Source organism: Psychrosphaera sp. B3R10 (assembly GCF_018861025.1).
Taxonomy (GTDB): Bacteria; Pseudomonadota; Gammaproteobacteria; order Enterobacterales; family Alteromonadaceae; genus Psychrosphaera; species Psychrosphaera algicola.
In genome coordinates this window covers 51,191-68,638 of sequence record NZ_JAHKQH010000021.1, presented here as the reverse complement: position 1 = coordinate 68,638, position 17,448 = coordinate 51,191, and the positions used below count along the sequence as shown (strand labels likewise).

Annotated in this window: 12 protein-coding genes; 7 read left to right on the top strand and 5 right to left on the bottom strand. The window is 39.5% G+C overall.

The genetic code is table 11. From position 1 onward, the window contains the following. Positions 1–10: 10 nt before the first annotated feature. The gene (locus KO525_RS07120) at positions 11–913 is read right to left on the bottom strand and encodes a LysR family transcriptional regulator (RefSeq protein ID WP_215963105.1); all 903 of its coding nucleotides are present in this window, start codon (positions 911–913) and stop codon (positions 11–13) included. A 127-nt stretch (positions 914–1,040) separates the two neighbouring features. Between KO525_RS07120 and KO525_RS07115 the strand changes: the two genes are divergently transcribed. The 3 genes from KO525_RS07115 (at position 1,041) to KO525_RS07105 (ending at position 5,514) form a co-directional block, all read left to right on the top strand. Continuing rightward, positions 1,041–2,030, top strand: a complete 990-nt coding sequence (locus tag KO525_RS07115) for a zinc-dependent alcohol dehydrogenase family protein (protein WP_215963104.1) — start codon at positions 1,041–1,043, stop codon at positions 2,028–2,030. Between the two features lie 378 nt (positions 2,031–2,408). After that, positions 2,409–4,874, top strand: a complete 2,466-nt coding sequence (locus KO525_RS07110; protein ID WP_215963103.1) for an Ig-like domain-containing protein — start codon at positions 2,409–2,411, stop codon at positions 4,872–4,874. Positions 4,875–4,965: 91 nt separating this feature from the next. Beyond that, positions 4,966–5,514: a hypothetical protein gene (locus KO525_RS07105; protein WP_215963102.1), complete on the top strand. Its 549-nt coding sequence runs from the start codon at positions 4,966–4,968 to the stop codon at positions 5,512–5,514. Positions 5,515–5,654: 140 nt separating this feature from the next. Here the strand turns inward: KO525_RS07105 and KO525_RS07100 are convergent, their stop codons facing one another. The 3 genes from KO525_RS07100 to KO525_RS07090 are packed head-to-tail and all read right to left on the bottom strand — an operon-like array spanning position 5,655 to position 10,793. Next, entirely contained in the window at positions 5,655–8,387 is a 2,733-nt protein-coding gene (locus KO525_RS07100; protein WP_215963101.1) for a hypothetical protein, read from the bottom strand. 2 nt (positions 8,388–8,389) lie between these two features. Beyond that, positions 8,390–9,595 carry an AGE family epimerase/isomerase gene (locus KO525_RS07095; RefSeq protein WP_252736532.1) on the bottom strand — a complete coding sequence of 402 codons (1,206 nt, stop codon included), beginning with the start codon at positions 9,593–9,595 and terminating at the stop codon, positions 8,390–8,392. Positions 9,596–9,605: 10 nt separating this feature from the next. Continuing rightward, a complete protein-coding gene (locus KO525_RS07090; RefSeq protein WP_215963099.1) occupies positions 9,606–10,793 on the bottom strand; it encodes a glycosidase in 1,188 nt (395 codons plus the stop codon). A 418-nt stretch (positions 10,794–11,211) separates the two neighbouring features. Here KO525_RS07090 and KO525_RS07085 point away from each other — a divergent pair, with 418 nt between their 5' ends. Continuing rightward, positions 11,212–12,207 (top strand): LacI family DNA-binding transcriptional regulator, encoded by a 996-nt coding sequence (locus KO525_RS07085; RefSeq protein ID WP_215963098.1) that lies wholly within the window; start codon positions 11,212–11,214, stop codon positions 12,205–12,207. A 104-nt stretch (positions 12,208–12,311) separates the two neighbouring features. Here the strand turns inward: KO525_RS07085 and KO525_RS07080 are convergent, their stop codons facing one another. Next, a complete protein-coding gene (locus KO525_RS07080; protein ID WP_252736533.1) occupies positions 12,312–13,718 on the bottom strand; it encodes an MFS transporter in 1,407 nt (468 codons plus the stop codon). A gap of 577 nt (positions 13,719–14,295) precedes the next feature. Here KO525_RS07080 and KO525_RS07075 point away from each other — a divergent pair. The 3 genes from KO525_RS07075 to KO525_RS07065 are packed head-to-tail and all read left to right on the top strand — an operon-like array spanning position 14,296 to position 17,438. Further along, positions 14,296–15,471 (top strand): AGE family epimerase/isomerase, encoded by a 1,176-nt coding sequence (locus tag KO525_RS07075; protein ID WP_215963097.1) that lies wholly within the window; start codon positions 14,296–14,298, stop codon positions 15,469–15,471. Continuing rightward, positions 15,458–16,060, top strand: coding sequence for a sulfatase-like hydrolase/transferase (locus KO525_RS07070; protein ID WP_215963096.1), 603 nt, complete (start codon positions 15,458–15,460; stop codon positions 16,058–16,060). Before KO525_RS07075 ends, KO525_RS07070 begins: the two co-directional genes overlap by 14 nt. Positions 16,061–16,073: 13 nt before the next feature. After that, positions 16,074–17,438, top strand: a complete 1,365-nt coding sequence (locus KO525_RS07065; protein WP_215963095.1) for a phosphomannomutase — start codon at positions 16,074–16,076, stop codon at positions 17,436–17,438. The last annotated feature ends 10 nt before the right edge of the window (positions 17,439–17,448 follow it).

Below are 17,448 nucleotides of genomic sequence, written 5' to 3'. Positions count from 1 at the left end.
TTTGAACCACTCAATGTGACGATTTCTCCCAATACGGCGTGTTGCCAAAATATTGGGAGAAATAGTCGATAAACGCTCGGACCTTAGGGGCAACAAGTCTAGAACTTGGATAAACGGCCCAAATTGCCGTATCTGAAACCAATGGAAACTCTTTTAGTATCTGAACCAATTTACCATTTTCAAATTCCCGATAACCACACCACATCGAACACAAGGTGACACCAATACCTTCAACACTTGCATCGCGTATCGATTCACCATTATCAGTACGTAACATGCCTTTCGCTTTAACTCGAACAACCCCCTCAGGCGTTTCAAATTGCCAATTGTCTAATCCAAATAACGTAATGCATTGATGATGTTGTAACTCCGAAGGGTGAAGTGGTTCTCCGTACTGCTTGATATAGTCAGGTGACGCACAAACTACGCGTCGGTCGGGGGACAACTTTCTGGCAATGAGTGTCGAATCATTGAGGGAAGCGTTTCGAATTGCAATATCAAAACCACCTTCAACCATATCAATCATGCTGTCACTTAATCGCAAATCTATTTTCAATTCTGGATATTGGTCGATAAATCCTTTTAAGGCTGGAATTATGTGCATTCTGCCAAATGACGCCGGAGCCGCAACTCTGATAGTACCTTGGGGTGTATAACTGCCAGCGCCAACCGCCGCACGAGCTGTATCTACGGTATCGAGGACACCTTCCGCGTGGGGCAAAAATGCCAGTCCCTCTTCCGTTAATGACACTTTTCGAGTTGTTCGATAAATGAGTTTTACACCAAGCGAGGCTTCCAATTTATTCATATGTGAACTGGCCACTGCAGGAGATAATCCAAGTTCATTCCCCGCTAAGCTTATATTATGTGTAGCGGCAATTCTGACAAACAACTTCAGATGTTCAATATTCATTTTATTATCAACAAAAAGTAAAAACTGATTATGTAATCAAGCATATTATCAAACCCATACATTGTAAATATACTGACCGCATAAACAAAACACAGAATCTAAATAGAACATATTTAAGGAAATAATAATGAAAGCAATGATCATCAAACAATTTGGCGGCACTGAAGTATTTGAAGCAGCAGAAGTCGCAAAGCCAGAAATAAAAGCCGGCCATATTTTAGTTAAAATTGCCGCTACTAGCGTGAACACAGTGGATACTATGTTGCGTCAAATGGGTGCTGAACTCGGTCCATTAGCTCCAACAATGCCGGGTATTCTCGGAATGGACTTTGCTGGTACCGTTGAGTCCGTTGGTGAGGGCGTAACTCAGTTTGCTGTGGGCGATGAAGTATATGGCTGTGCAGGCGGTTTAGGTGAACTTCAAGGTGCCTTGGCTGAATACATGGTAGCTGACGCAAAGTTGGTTGCGCTAAAGCCAAAAACCATCAGTATGCGTGAAGCAGCGGCGCTACCTTTGGTCGGTATTACTGCCTACGAAGGGCTTATTCGTGCAGGTATTTCAAAAGGACAAAAAGTCTTAGTACATGGTGGTAGCGGTGGCGTAGGTCACGTTGCATTGCAACTCGCTAATTATTTTGGCGCAGACGTTTATTCTACTGGCGGCGGTGAGCCGCAACTCGCTTTAATTGAAAAGTTAGGCGCTACAGGTATTAATTACCGCAACCAAACGGTTGCTGAGTATGTTGAACAATACACAGATGGCGCAGGTTTTGACATTGTTTATGATTCTGTTGGTGCTGCTAACATAGCTAATTCATTTGAAGCAGCTGCACTTAATGGCCAAGTTGCTACGACAGTATCAATGATTGAAATGGACTTAACGACAGCACACTTTAAAGGACTGTCACTACATGTGGTATTTATGTTGATCCCGATGATTCATAATGTGAAACGTGAACAACATAGTGAGATTTTAACGACGTTAGCGGCCATCGTTGATGAAGGTAAATTAACGCCAATCGTAGACGAAAAACACTACTCGCTAGAACAGATTGGTCAAGCACATGAGCGTCTTACAAGTGGCAAAGGCATGGGCAAAGTGGTTGTTGATATTTAATCACTAACAAATAAATCAAAAAAATTGATAGATAAGTGTCTAATAACAGGCACTTATCTCCTTTTATACTCCACTAAAACAAAAGGTTCCACAATTCAATAAAGCAACTATTGCCGCCGTTGACTTGCCCTCTACTAGTTACATTCAATCTTTATCCCCACAAATTTTTAACCGATTTGCTACCTAAGCCTCTAAAATATTTTATATTTACGGCGTCACAATCCCCATATGTTTGTCTATACTTGTGACATAAAAATATGCATATTTGCCTTAAAAACAAAGCAGAAATTAAGATAAAACAAACCTTTATTTTGTTGCAGGTTGTCTAGCTAAGTGTTTAAATCTGTTACTGAATCAACATTAATTCAATGGAAAATCATGGTAAACCTAAAGTTATTATTCGTATTGTTTTTCACGTCAATTTTATTTGGTTGTAGTGACACGGAAACGTCAACCGCAGACTTAGAAGTGACAGGTACTAATGGTATTTTGTCTGTCACATTGACAAATTCAGAGGATACCTCTGCAAATATAATTTCTCTTGGCGCATCGGCTATTATCAAAGTAAAACTAACCAATGCCGACAAAGGGGTAATAACTAATCATGCTATTGAATTTTCATCAAATAAAGGTACCGCCTCATCTGATGCCAGATTAACCGGTTCTGATGGCACCACAGAATTTGTCGTCGATACGACAGGGATCTCAACTGGTATTGTAACCGCGACAATATCAACAACCGTCGACGAAGAAGTTTTGCAAACTGATATCTTATTTGAGGTGGTAGACGCAACAACTGTTGTTGTAGAAGAAGACAGTTTTAACATCGCACTTTCCATTGTAGACAGCACGGGAATAGTAACAAACCGTATCCGTGAACAAAACTCAGCGCAATTACAGGCTACGCTAACTGATAAAGACAATGCGCCCATTGTTGATACGCCAGTATTTTTTACTGCTGAATTAGGCGCTTTACAGGCCCCTTCTGCGTTAACTAATAGTAATGGGATTGCAACCGTTAGTCTTACGACCGACACAACATTAGGCGCTGGATTTGCGTCGGCCCAAGCTGAAGTTAACTCAGTGTCAAATTCTGACTCCATAGCCTACGAAGTGATTGCAGGCGTAAATGTAGAAAGCGTTAACTTAGGTTATTTTGATGATTCAAATACCTTTATTCTTGATCAATTTAAACCTGATCCAAGTCTTGAAACACCAGCGACAATAAACGCAGGGGCAACACTTGGAATTGAATTTTCAATCGTAGACGATGCACATGAACTGATTACCGACTCAATAACAGCAAGCTTTACGTCAACTTGTGCCGCCAACGACAAAGCATCAATAGACACCGCAATAACAAGTGTTAAAGGCACGTTTAAAGCAACTTATAAAGACATTAGTTGTGCGGGTAATTCCGGTAATGTTGATACAATTATCGCGACTATCACTGTTAATTCTAAAGACTATGTAATTACTCACGATATCACTTTGTTGCCAGAAGGCTTAGGCTCAATAGAGTTTGTGAGTGCCTCACCGGAATCAATAGTAATTAAAGGCGCTGGCGGTCAAGGCCAACAAGAATTTTCAACGATCACATTTTTAGTCCGAGGCGAACTAGGCAACCCAATTGAACAACAAAGAGTAGAATTCTCGCTAACATCAAAAGTAGGCGATATAAAACTAGTAAACGATTCCGGAACGACCAATTCTAATGGTCTTGTTAGCGCAATAGTGCTCTCAGGAACCGTTCCAACTTCAGTACGAGTCAATGCGACGGTTGCACTGGAAAACGACATCAATATTTCTACTCAATCTGATTTATTGTCAATAAATACCGGCCTTCCTGATCAAGATTCATTCACAATTGCATTTTCCGAAACAAACCCAGAAGCTCGAAATATCGTAGGCAAGCAAGTCATTGTAAGTGCCTATTTGGCTGACAGCTTCAACAACCCTATTCCCGATGGCACTACCATAAATTTTACAACCGAAGGTGGTGCAATTGAGTCACATTGCAATACAATCAATGGTAAGTGTTCTGTTATGTGGACCAGCCAAGAACCGTTTTTAGATAACCACCGAGCGACAATATTAGCTTATGCCATTGGTCATGAAACCTTTTTTGATGTGAACGGCGATAATATCATGGGTGACGCAGACGGCACTGTTGCAAACAATTTAATTGGGAACATGGATGCTGTTGATTCAGGGTTCCAGCGTCCAGACACCCAACTCACTTCTGGTTTTATTGACCTACAAGATGCATGGCGTGACGACAATGAAAATATGCTCTACGACAGTGGCGAAAAATTCTTTGATTACAATTCAAATGCGGCCCATGATATCGGCGACGGTTACTTTAATGGACCACATTGCAACAGCACGACATTGTGCTCAGATGATGCGAATAAACTCATACATATAAGACGCGCTGGCGTACTGATTACTTCAAGTAGTAATGCCTATTTAAAAGTAACGCAATTGTCGAATGATGCCGTTCTTGCCCAAAACTATGGCAATGAATCAATAAGTTCTTCTACAGCCATCGCTCGAAATGATTTTGCGAGTTACAAACTTGCCATTTCAGACAATGCAATGCAAACCATGGCAGTCGGGACGCAGATTAGCGTTACAACAACTGCTGGCGAATTATCAGGAACAACTCAGCTGCGTATCGCTGATACGGTCGGTACTCTCGACCCTGATGGTTATGGTGGGGCTTTCATGACATTCACATTAAAGAATAATGTCGGAGAAACCGATACCGCAGAAGTTTCAATCGAAGTGGTCGCTCCGTCGGGTACGTCAACAAATACGTCATTTACTGTAGCGCTTGACTAGTTCAGTCGCAACTACACCTACAACTACAGCTATATAAGGTCAGGTAGCCAGTTAGCGCTGGTATTCCTGACCGCTCAATTTGGACTTGATAGTGAATTTTAACGACGCTCAAAACGACATGGATATTGCCTATTTTGGCGGGGCTACAGGGGTTTTAGTCTCCGGCATTGTTTGGTGTATCGCGGCCTCGGTTGCTCTATTTTCTACCGATAAAAATAGTATGCTTACCCTGTTTTTTGGTGGCATGGTTATCTTCCCACTTTCAATTGTTCTCGCTAAATTACTACAACGTAGTGGCGCACACCACAGTAATAATCCCCTCAGTAAACTCGCAATGGAAACTACCGTAATCTTGTTTGTTGGCTTATTTATCGCATTTGCCATCGCACAAAACCAAGCGACTTGGTTTTACCCCATAATGTTATTGGCCATTGGGGTGCGTTATTTAATGTTTCAAACGTTATACGGTAATAAGTTGTATTGGGTACTTGGTGCCGCGCTAATGCTGGCGGGTGCTCTATGCATAGTTTTTAACGCGGCCTTTATAACCGGTGCATTTGTCGGTGGCATAATTGAAGTGTTGTTTTCTTTTGCCCTATTTTATAACGCCAAAAAAGTGTCGTCACGGACAAAGTCCTGAACAACACTCTTAAAATCATGAATTAAGGCATGTTTATATTAAAATAGATGAATTGAGAATCAAAAAACACTAAAGCAGTAAGATAATTAAAAGGTCAGGTACGGACAATCGATATTCTCTTCTGACCTTTTAATACAAAGTTAGTTATGCAAATTAATATTCAGTTCTTCAACTAATAATAAAGTTTTTTTATCCGTCGAAAAGACATTGTTTAGTCCCTGTGGTTCCTGCGCTGGGTCACCCATATAATCGTCGCCTAAATGCCAAACACCATTATGGTCAGGGTTTGCATGCCCATTACCGCCATATGCCCAAAAATTAAGTCCCGCTAACACCTGACTGTTGTTTTTGCTTTTTAGCACCAGATCAAAAATACTCGCAAAAAACTTGTCTCGATACACAGTAGATGTATTTGGCTTTAAACGTTCCAAATTACGCGGAAAACCAAACTCAGATAACACTATAGGTTTGTTTAATTCAACGGCAACGTTAACATGCTCAGCCATATATTGTTTTGCTTTTTCAATAGCAACCAAAGTTGATTCAGCCTGAATATCATTGTTATTTTTGTCATATTTTTGATACCAGTTCCAATTTTTTGGCCAGATATGCATCGTCAGATAATCAATATTCGGATTATCATGCAATTTTTGATAAACATCGACACGATTTAAACTACCTGCTGCACCTTCATTACCCGTTGAAACCAGTTGAAACGGTGCAAGTTTTTTAAGCAGTGCTACTGAGGTATCGAGCCACTCTTTAAATGGCTCGTAATTAGCTTGGGTAAATACCCTAGGTTCATTCGCTAATTGCCACGACATAATAGTTGAGTCTGTGTTATATGCCTGGCCTGTTATCGAGTTTGTTCGAGTAACTATTTTTTCTACATGACGATAAAAGGCATTTGTACACGGAATACAACGATGAAACTGTTGGGTATACGACATGTAATCAGCCCATGTTGTATCTTCGTTAAATGGGTTTGGCACGTCGCCGTAACCATTCCAATTTAGGTATTGCGACATACCACCTGACCAGATCCAATTATTGGTTAAATACAAAACAGCAACCATGTTCCGTTTTTTCATTTCAACTAATAAATAATCTAAACCCTCTAATAAAGTTAAGTCGTATTTACCTTGCTGAAATTGTAACGCAGGTTTAACAACAGAATGACCATTTCCGCCATCAGCTCCCACTAAAATACGTAAATTGTTTACACCAATTTGTTGTAATTGATCTAACTCTAACGTTAAGCGACTTCGGTCACCATTTTTTGCCGCAATTAAAGGTCCATACCAATAGTTGGTGCCAATAAAATAGTAAGGTTTGCCGTCGCGTTTAAACTGGCCATTAATGGTTTGTATAAAGCTATTTGGAGCAATAACCTTGTGTTCAATTTCATTTGACGGTGCAGACTCACCACTTTCGTTTTTCGCAACAATACGATAGAGGAATGTTTGCCCAGGGGTTAACCGTTCGGTATCTTGAAATAAGGTATCTAATGTTGGATCAAACTTGTTTTTACCATCAGAGATATTATCGCCAATAACATGCCATTTTGATCCATTTATCTGTTTTCGTTCAACTCGATAACTTCTTCCTAAAGGTGACCCCATCCAAGTAATTTTTCGGTCCGGTGAAATCGCCCTAATAACTGGCGGTTCAGGAACGGGCAATTGAGGCGCTTTCGACAACCCATCCATTTGTGCCTGAGCCAATCGAATAAGATTTGTCACTTCGAGTTCTTGATAATCTTTACCGGCGTCAAAGCCCGGTAAATGGTAACTGTAATAAGGGCTGTTACCTTCCCGATGAAAATAAAAACCACCGTCATTACGATGACCTCGAAATCCCCAAATAAAGGCCCCTGCCGCTTGTGCGCCATTAAGTTCAAAATGAGTGGCGGTGTGCATAATCTCAGCTATACCTTTGATTGGTTTCAAACCATACTCACCAACTAAATAGACTTTTTTACCGGCTATTTTTGCTAGATCATCTTTAATAGTTTGCGGCTTGTTATTGTCGTTAACTGTATAAAAATGATTATTAATAATGTCAATATTTGGGTCATTCAGTGAATGTTCTAAAATTGACAAATAGTTGCCATCAACCACAAGTTGGTTGGGCGCTAAAGACTTTATATGTGCCGCCGTCAAAGCCACAAATTCAGCCGTACTGTCTTTTAGTTCGTTACCCGTTTCCCAAGCCATTATTGCTTTTTCTTGATAATAATAACGACCGGTGATGGTATTTTTTCGAGTGATAACTTGCTTAATAATATCTAAATAAGCGCTAAATGTTTTGCTGTTTACGTTATAAAAGTCGTCTTGGGTTTCATCGTAAAATGCCGCTAGTTCTTGACGTCCACCCCACCACTGCCAATGGTCAATAAAAGGCAAAATCAATCTTAGCTTTTGCTCACTGGCGTGAGCGATCATTTGGTCGTACACCACCATTGCGGTTTCATTTAGCACCGGCATTGCAATTTGGTTATTACCCTTTTTCGTATCCACAGGTTTGAGGATGTGAGACTCGCGAGTACATGCAATATCGTCTGGGTGTTCAACGGAAAGTACATAAATTCGAGTCGCTTTATGTCCCGACTTAACGAGCGCTTTTATCCAATTTTGTTGCTCGTCAGATGTTGGCCATTTAAAAAATTGCCCCCAACCTCGGCGATCTGCTTTACAAACGCCCTTAACATCATCCTCAATACGATGTAATTCAGGGGCATTTAGTCCGGCAAAACGAAAGATCTTGTTGCCATCTCTTAGTTGATGCCCATCTCGGGAAATAAAATGTTCAAACCCCGCAAAGCTTGTTAAAGAAAATAACAACATAATTAATAAACTGACTAATTTAAACATTATTATTCCCCTTTGATTAAATCGAATAATTTTGCTACTTCCATCATAGCGCGACCGTTATGATACGGTGCTTTCCAAAATCCCGCCTTATAAATACAAGATCCTTGGTTATTATCCATATTTGAAAGCCAATGCCATTCACCTGCTTTTGCGTCTATATGATGATTATTAATGAATACCCATATGTCATTGCAAGCTTTGATATATCTAGCTTCACCAGTTAAATAGTAGACATTTAAAAAGCCAACTAATGCTTCAGCTTGAACCCACCAGTAACTTTCTTCGTGACGTTTTTGTGATGCTATTTCATATTCATCACAAACTTGGCCATGTTCACCTATGGCTTCATTTAAACACGTTTCAGCTAATGAGATAATAATCGGTTTGAAGTAGGCTAATTTATTGCTGTCGCCTAATATTTCAACGGCTTCCCAAAGTAACCAGCTGGCCTCGATATCATGACCATAAGACACCGTTTTTGAAATATCTTGCCATTGCATATCAAAAAACAACTTTAAATGGTTAGTCGACTTATCGATTATAAAATCATTAAAAACGTCAATTACATGTGCCAACGCTTCTTTTATCTTTGCTTCTGGCTTAACTGCATATAACGCACTATAAGCCTCTAACACATGTAAATGCGTATTCATTGACTTAGGTGCATTTAAATCTTTATCACTAAGTCGAAAATCGTCGATGGGTTGCCACGTTTGTGTATAAGCTTCTACATAACCACCACACTTTTTATCTCGAGCATATTTTTCAATTAGCTCAAAATATTCCATCGACTTTTCTACAGCTAGTTTGTTTCCTGTTAATCGGTAATAAGCACAAAAAGCATAAATACAAAAACTCTGCCCGTAGGTCTGTTTTTTACCATTGACCAATTCACCGGTTGATGACACTTCCCAAAATGCACCGCCATTTTCAATATCATCAAAATAGCTTATTAGATATTCGAACGCTCTGTCCGCAGCATTTTTGTCATCGTCCTTGCCACTAAACATGGCGCTTTCACTGTAAAACCACAAGATACGGCTGTTTTGTACTATTCCTTTACTTTCACCTTCAACGATATTTCCCCAAAAGTCGACTTGTCCAACAAACCCGCCGTGTTGGTGATCTAAAGTGTTTTTTAACCACCATTCACTAATCGCAGAGAGCTCAGTGACCGCAGATTTTTTTGAAAACAATACGTTGTCCATCCGTATTTCCTTATTGTTGGTGATGTTCATTTTGGGAAATCAGTTGATTAATGGCATTAACCGATAATGCGGAACGATAACCATCTTCGGGTGTATTTTTACAATAGTCGATGAGCTGTAAGATAGACGTGGTTGCTACATGCATACGTGTGTCTGACGAAGCGTAATAAATATGAACATCACCATTGTCATTAACAATCCAACCGTTGCTAAATACCACGTTGGATACATCGCCCACTCGCTCACACCCCTCTGGGGCGATTAAATGCCCTGCTGGTTTGTGAATAATTTTCCACGGTTGTTTTAAGTCTGTCATAAAGGCGTATAACACATATCGCAAACCCGCTGCGGTGTTACGCACGCCGTGAGCTAAGTGCAACCAACCTTCCGTTGTTTTAAGCGGTGCAGGACCTTGCCCGTTTTTAACTTCGTTTATTGTGTGGTAGGTTTTTGAATCGACAATAACTTCGTCTTTGATTTCGGCATTTTCCATAGATTCAGTCAAACCCCACCCTATGCCACCGCCACCGCCCACACTAATAAAGCCGTCCTGTGGCCTTGTAAATAAAGCATATTTTCCATCAACAAATTCAGAATGTAATACAACGTTTCGCTGCTGTCCTGAATAGGTGATTAAATCTGGTAGGCGTTCCCATGTAACTAAGTCTTTGGTGCGAGCAATGCCACATTGTGCTTCAGCAGCACTGGTATTCTCCATTAATGTTTTATCTTTTCGCTCAGTGCAAAACAATCCATAGATAAAACCATCTTCATGGGCTGTTAATCGCATATCATAAACATTGGTATCCGGCTCCTCGGTTTCCGGCATCGTGATTGGATTTGACCAAAATCGAAAATTGTCGATACCGTTGTCACTTTCTGCAACAGCAAAAAACGATTTTCTGTCGTTGCCTTCAACTCGGACGACCACAATATATTTGCCATTAAATAACATTGCACCAGAATTGAGTGTTGCATTTACGCCAATGCGCTCTAATAACATCGGGTTACTTTTTTCATTAAAGTCATAACGCCAATTTAACGGGATATGGTCGCGAGTAATGATGGGGTTTACCCACCGCTGAAAAATACCATTGTATTTGTTAGCTGGTTGGTTTGTTAATGAAAGTAAATCTTCATTATCCGCTAATAAGGTCATTAGTTTTTTATCAAATGTAAGCGATGTTAAATTAGTCATAAATTACTTCTCTGGTATTTGTTTTAAGTCACATTTCATTTAGCTATCAACTGACTCTGAATAGTCTGTTTAGCAACAGAGTTACGCCTAAGTCACTTCACTAAAATTAACCGGTTCATCTTGAGTGGACAGTTTCAAATCTTGATAAACGCTGATTGCACTTGCCACTAAATTTAAAACTCAATCCATTAATAATTAGTATTAAATGAACCGCAGCAACTAAATGAAAAAGCAACTGTTACCAGACGCTTCTAAATACTAAACAACCACAACATGAACCGGTTCATTTACGTAATTTATATTGTTTAGTCATTATTTACTAGAATTATTTCACCTTGATTGAATATTCAGGTTAAAATATCGGAATAATTGTTTTAATTTCATCGAAATACCGTCAAATATTTTGGAAAGGATCTGTATGAGTACAATTAGAGATGTCGCAAAAGAATCGGGGTTATCCACCGGGACGATTTCAAAAGCCTTGAGTGACCCAAAATCGGTGTCACCTAAAAGTTTGTCTAAAGTTCAAGCGGCTATCACTAAACTTAATTACAAACCAAACATGCTTTCCCAGAAATTTCGAAACAAACAATCAAAAACCATCGTTATTTTAGTCCCGGATATTGCCAATTTATTTTTTGCACAGGTCATTAGTGGCATAGAACATGTGGTGCACAAACATGGATTTAGTGTATTGCTAGGTGATACCAATGGTGAAAAACAACGGGAACAAGAATACATAAAGATGGTTGAAACTCGATTGGCTGACGGTCTAGTTAACTTGTGTCCGCATATGGACCAAGGTTCAATATTACCGTTAGAGAATGTGGTCGCAGTAAGTGCTGGAGGCTGTGAAAACACACCGTACCCTTCGGTTAGAATCGACAACGTTGGCGCCAGTGAAAAAGTAGTCGACTACTTAATTTCACTTGGCCATCGTCGTATTGGGGTGATTTCGGGACTAGAAGATAACCCACACAGTATTGACCGTTTAAAAGGTTATCGGAATTCAATCGAAAAAGCAGGGATCAAATTTGAACCAGAATTAATATATGGCGGCGACTTTAACTTTTGGTCTGGATTAAGTGCATCAGAATATTTCTACCGACTAAAAGATAAAATGCCTACAGCGCTTTTTTGTATGAATGACGACATGGCAATTTCAGCAATGAAAGGCATGTTAAACAACGGACTTAAAATACCAGAAGATATTTCCATCACAGGATTCGATGATCTACAGGTGTCTCGTTACGTAAACCCTGCCCTTACGACTATTTCTCAACCTGCCCAAAAGATTGGTGAAAAGTCCGCTGAATTATTGCTGCAATTACTAGAGGGGAAAAACCCAAATCAAACCGAATATGTACTGCCGTATGACTTTATTATTCGAGAAAGCACTTCAGCAATTAAATAAAACATTAAAAAGCCTAATCGAATTAACTCGCTTAGGCCTTTATTATTATTTGAAAAATCTTATAGACTGTTTTACCCGTCTCATAGTTAACGTTAATTTACGCTCTATTCAGGATTAGACACCGCTGTGACACCACTGCGTAATTTAATATTAATATCTTCTACCACGTCATCCGTTAGGCTATAAAAATAAATGAAGATCCCAGACAACAGTGCGCCAAGTCCTGGTAAATAACTCACCATCATTCGTAAGCCTTCTTTCGCTGACTCACTTTGATCTACATTTGCTTCATAACCGTAAAACGCTAATGTCCAGCCGGTAATAGCCCCGCCAATTGTCCAACCCATTTTTTGGGCAAACGATGCGGATGAAAAGATAAGCCCCGTAGAACGGCGTCCTGTCGTAAATTCAGAGTAATCGGCCGTGTCTGCATACATAGACCACAACAAAGGAAAAATAATACCCGCACACATACTAATCACAACTTGGGATAGTAAAATCATCCACACTTGGTCATTACCCAAGTAAAACACCGATATACTTAAAAATGCAGCGATAAACATGGCGTACATAAACGTATTCTTTTTACCTATATATGTCGAAATCGGTTTTGCTAAAATAACCCCAACAATATTGGCAGCTTGACCAATGACAAGGTATGTCGCAATCAAACTAAATGAAATACCAAAAATATCGATTTCTTTTATCGCAAAAAAGTACTTTAAATAGTAAACGGCAGAGCCATCTCTTATGCTGTTAAAAATAAGCGTCGATAAGGCCGCACCTAATAAAATAAACCAATGTTTGTTTTTAGCTAGATTTCTAAAATCTGACTTTAGCGAATTTTGCTGTTCTGCCGGCGGTTGCACTCGTTCTTTTGTCCAGGCAAACGTAAAATAAAACATAATTGAACATATCAAGCCAAACACCATAACCGTATACATCCAGCCAGCTTTCATGTCGGGTTCCGAGCTGCCGAAAGTACTAAAGTATGCAAGTAACGGCTCAACCATAGCTAATGAGGCAATGCCGCCTGCAAAGGCAAATACCATCCGAAAAGACGCAAGACTTGTTCTGTCTTCGCTGTATGAAGACATAACACCTAACAATGAACCATAGGGGACATTTACTAGCGTATACACCATCATCATTAAACTGTACGTAACATAAGCGTAAACAATTTTGTATTCCATCGCCCAATCCGGCGTGGTGAATGTTAATACGCCAACAAGTGCAAATGGGATCGCGCCGAATAATATGAAGGGTCTAAATTTTCCCCAACGGGTGTTAGTTCTATCAGCAATAATCCCCATAATTGGATCATTTGCAGCGTCCCAAACACGTACCAACAAAAACATTGTACCTACCGCTGCGGCAGACATACCAAAAACATCGGTATAAAAAATCATTAAATAAACAGCAAATAACTTCCAAAACATCGATGACGCAAAGTCACCAAGGCCATAGCCTACCTTTTCTTTTAAACTTGGACGGTCATCATTCAAAATCATATTTTAGTCTCTACAGTCATGTTACTGACAATTAATTTTTGTATCTGGTTTGTTAAATTATGCTCATTTTCTATTATTATTTTGCACCTACCCTTGAACCGGTTCACAAGATGACTGTATATAATCAATAATAATTTAGCCTGTCAACTTAAATTGTTATCTCGAATCAGTAACATTTGCGCGCCATACCTAATCGTAACAACCGGCCTTCTATACCTATAGTGGATCTTATTTCCGCCAAAATATTTTAATATAAACTTGTTAAAGGTGGCATGTTCACGCGAATAACATTTTCAATATAAGAAGCTGATAACAAACACTTTAAAATAGGTAGAATGTTTTTTCCACCTAACACGCATAGGGTTAACGAGAGTTTTAGCCAGTTAACCAAAACAATAATTAGTCGTTGCGTTCTTCTGTTAAAATTATGTTTAAAAATAGTAGGCTTATACTTTTATTTCCGTTAAAACAAAATAACAATTGAACCGGTTCACTTCATATGTCAAAGTATGTTCAGTTGATTAAGGAACAACCTTAACCAACGCCCTAATTTTATGACGTTAATTTGAGGTTTTATATGTCTAGTTCGCTTTTTGAGAAAATTTACCAGTTTGAATCATGGCTAAAAAATCAAGCGATACCTTTTTGGAGCCAGCAAGGCATAGATGAACATGGCGCTAGCTACGAAAAATTTAACGCCGATGCCAGCCCAGATTTAACCAGTAATCGACGCGTTCGTGTACAAACCCGACAAATGTTTGTTTTTGCTCTCGCTCAAAATTTGGGATGGATTGATAACGGTACCGAACTTATTGCCAATTTAAATGCCTACTTACTACGATTCGCAAAAGATCCCACTGGCCAACATTTTGTTCATATTTTGGATAAAGATCACAACATTATTAATCGTCATCAAGATTTGTACGATGTTGCTTTTTTATTACTTTCCTATGGCTGGCGTTATCATGTTCTAAACGATCTTAATGCGTTAAATGCCGCCAACTTATTATTGGGAGATATTGATATAAAACTCAAAGATCACCCAGGTGGTTGGAAAGAAGGTGACTACGATTCGCCTTATCGACGCCAGAACCCCCACATGCATTTATTTGAAGCGTTTCTTACCTTATATAAATTTACGCGTGATGGTAAATGGTTAGCAAAAGCAGGCGAAATATTTTGCTTGTTTGAAACGCAGTTTTTTGACCATGAAAATGGAGTTTTATTAGAGTTTTTTACCGACAATTGGCAACCTGTTGCCGGTGAGAAAGGGAATATTGTCGAACCTGGTCATATGATGGAATGGGTTTGGTTATTACGCGAATATCAAAAATACACCCAAGCCCCTGTAGATAAATATTGTCACGAGCTATACCACAATGCAATAAAGCTCGGTTTAGATAAATCGGGCGAGTTATTAGTTGACGAGATTAACCACAAGAGCAAAGTAACCACTGGTAACAAACGTTGTTGGCCAATGACTGAGTGGCTAAAAGCCAGCTTAGCTCAAGCGCAATATACCAAATCAGATCACGACTATTTATCAGACGCAAATAAAGCCGTCGCGGGGTTATTAAAACATTTTATTCGTAACCCAGACCAAGGACGTTATATTGATCAATTAAATAATAATAACGAAGTGATCAACGATACTGCCCCGGCAAGTACCCTGTATCATTTGATAATGGCCGGCTACGAAGCGACAAACTATGTTCAATCAAGCCCTAAAGAGCTTATTTATGCAGTTAGATAATACTAGCCGGTTTGGCTTTTTGAGCACAGTTAAGCGCAAAATAACTTATTGTGGCGTCTTATTCGTCCAGTTATTAGTGACTTGTTTTATTTTATGTTTACAACCTGCTTTTGCAACAGAACAAAGACCGAATATATTGCTAATTACAGCGGACGATTTGGGTTATGACGATTTGTCCTTGCACAATCATGACTCAATCCATACACCCAACCAAGACAGACTTGCCAAACAATCGGTACAGTTTAGCGACTTTTCAGTTACACCGGTATGTTCAACTACACGAGCGTCATTGTTAACGGGAAGAGATTTTTATAAAACGGGGGTTTCCGGTGTCCACGGCGGTCGCGACTTTCTTAATTTATCCGAAACGCTGTTGTCTAATATAATGAAAAAATCTGGCTATAAAATAGCAACATGGGGAAAATGGCACTTAGGTAAAACCGAAGGGTACATGCCACATGACCGCGGTTTTGATCAAGCTTATTATGCTGAATTATATCAACATAAAAATAGTTATGGTTTTAGACGTCTGATTTTAGTCCCAAAAGACACTCCATTATTACCTCAGTATCTGGCATTGCCCAATTAACAAAGAGTAAATTATGTATTCATTAAACTGTTTCAAAGCGTACGATATTCGCGGCATTGTTCCTGACGAGTTAAATCCAACATTAGCCTATGAAATTGGTCGAGCTTACGCCACAATAATAGACTGTAAAACCGTGGTCATTGGGCATGATATTCGTCTATCTGGGCCAGATATATGCCAAGCTCTCGCTAAAGGGTTAATTGACAGTGGCGTGAATGTAATTGATATCGGCCAATGTGGCACCGAAGAAATCTATTTTGCTGTTCCATTTTTTAATGCCGACGGGGGTGTTTGTGTAACCGCCAGTCATAACCCGGCAAACTACAACGGGATGAAACTCGTAGGTCAAGGTTCGCGTCCCATAAGTGGCGATTCAGGCTTAAGCGCAATTAAAGCCTGTATTGCTAATCAAAGTTTTGATTCATTACAAGCGCCGCAATCTAAAGGAAGTTATCAACAAGAACAACCTAGAGCTTTCTACATTAAAAAGCTTTTAACGTTTATTGATGTTGACCAAATAAAACCGCTTAAAATTGTAGTGAATCCTGGTAATGGCGGTGCTGGCGCTGTTATTGATGCCATCGAGCCCTTTTTACCTTTTGAATTCATTAAAGTGAATTTCGCCCCAGATGGTCAGTTTCCTAATGGCGTTCCTAATCCCCTTCTTGTTGAAAACCGAGCAGTGACACGACAGGCTATTATTGACCATAAGGCTGACTTAGGAATTGCGTGGGATGGCGATTTTGACAGATGTTTTTTCTTTGATGAACATGGTGAATTTATCGAAGGTTATTATTTGGTTGGGCTATTGGCGAGTCAGTTATTAAAAACCAACCCTAATCAAAATATCATCTTTGATCCGCGTTTATATTGGAATACCGAAGTTGCGGTAAAACAAGCTGGCGGTATCGGCATAAAAAGTAAAACAGGTCATGCATTTATTAAAGAACGAATGCGAACTGAAAACGCTATTTACGGCGGCGAAATGAGCGCACACCATTATTTTAGAGACTTTTACTTCTGTGACAACGGCAATATACCTTGGTTGTTAATTACAGAGTTACTTTGTATGTCTGGGAAAACCCTATCACAATTAGTGAATCAAGCCACCAGTCAGTTCCCATGCAGTGGCGAAATAAACTTAACAGTAAATAACAGTGACAAAATTCTCAAAGCACTATCGAACAAGTACGCCAATGGAGCATGTAAAGTCGAGTCCATTGACGGTATAGGAATTAGCTTTGACCAATGGCGTTTTAACGTGCGATCGTCAAATACAGAACCCTTGTTGCGAGTTAATGTAGAAACTCGTGGCGACCGAACACTTTTGACTGAAAAAACCAATGAACTTATCGCGTTTATTAAATTAATTAACTAATGAGCATGTA

Bases quoted from the DNA above. Each gene is read 5' to 3' on its own strand.
- KO525_RS07120 (WP_215963105.1), bottom strand. From the start codon at position 913: ATGAATATTGAACATCTGAAGTTGTTTGTCAGAATTGCCGCTACACAT.
- KO525_RS07115 (WP_215963104.1), top strand. From the start codon at position 1,041: ATGAAAGCAATGATCATCAAACAATTTGGCGGCACTGAAGTATTTGAA.
- KO525_RS07110 (WP_215963103.1), top strand. From the start codon at position 2,409: ATGGTAAACCTAAAGTTATTATTCGTATTGTTTTTCACGTCAATTTTA.
- KO525_RS07100 (WP_215963101.1), bottom strand. From the start codon at position 8,387: ATGTTTAAATTAGTCAGTTTATTAATTATGTTGTTATTTTCTTTAACA.
- KO525_RS07095 (WP_252736532.1), bottom strand. From the start codon at position 9,595: ATGGACAACGTATTGTTTTCAAAAAAATCTGCGGTCACTGAGCTCTCT.
- KO525_RS07090 (WP_215963099.1), bottom strand. From the start codon at position 10,793: ATGACTAATTTAACATCGCTTACATTTGATAAAAAACTAATGACCTTA.
- KO525_RS07085 (WP_215963098.1), top strand. From the start codon at position 11,212: ATGAGTACAATTAGAGATGTCGCAAAAGAATCGGGGTTATCCACCGGG.
- KO525_RS07080 (WP_252736533.1), bottom strand. From the start codon at position 13,718: ATGATTTTGAATGATGACCGTCCAAGTTTAAAAGAAAAGGTAGGCTAT.
- KO525_RS07075 (WP_215963097.1), top strand. From the start codon at position 14,296: ATGTCTAGTTCGCTTTTTGAGAAAATTTACCAGTTTGAATCATGGCTA.
- KO525_RS07070 (WP_215963096.1), top strand. From the start codon at position 15,458: ATGCAGTTAGATAATACTAGCCGGTTTGGCTTTTTGAGCACAGTTAAG.
- KO525_RS07065 (WP_215963095.1), top strand. From the start codon at position 16,074: ATGTATTCATTAAACTGTTTCAAAGCGTACGATATTCGCGGCATTGTT.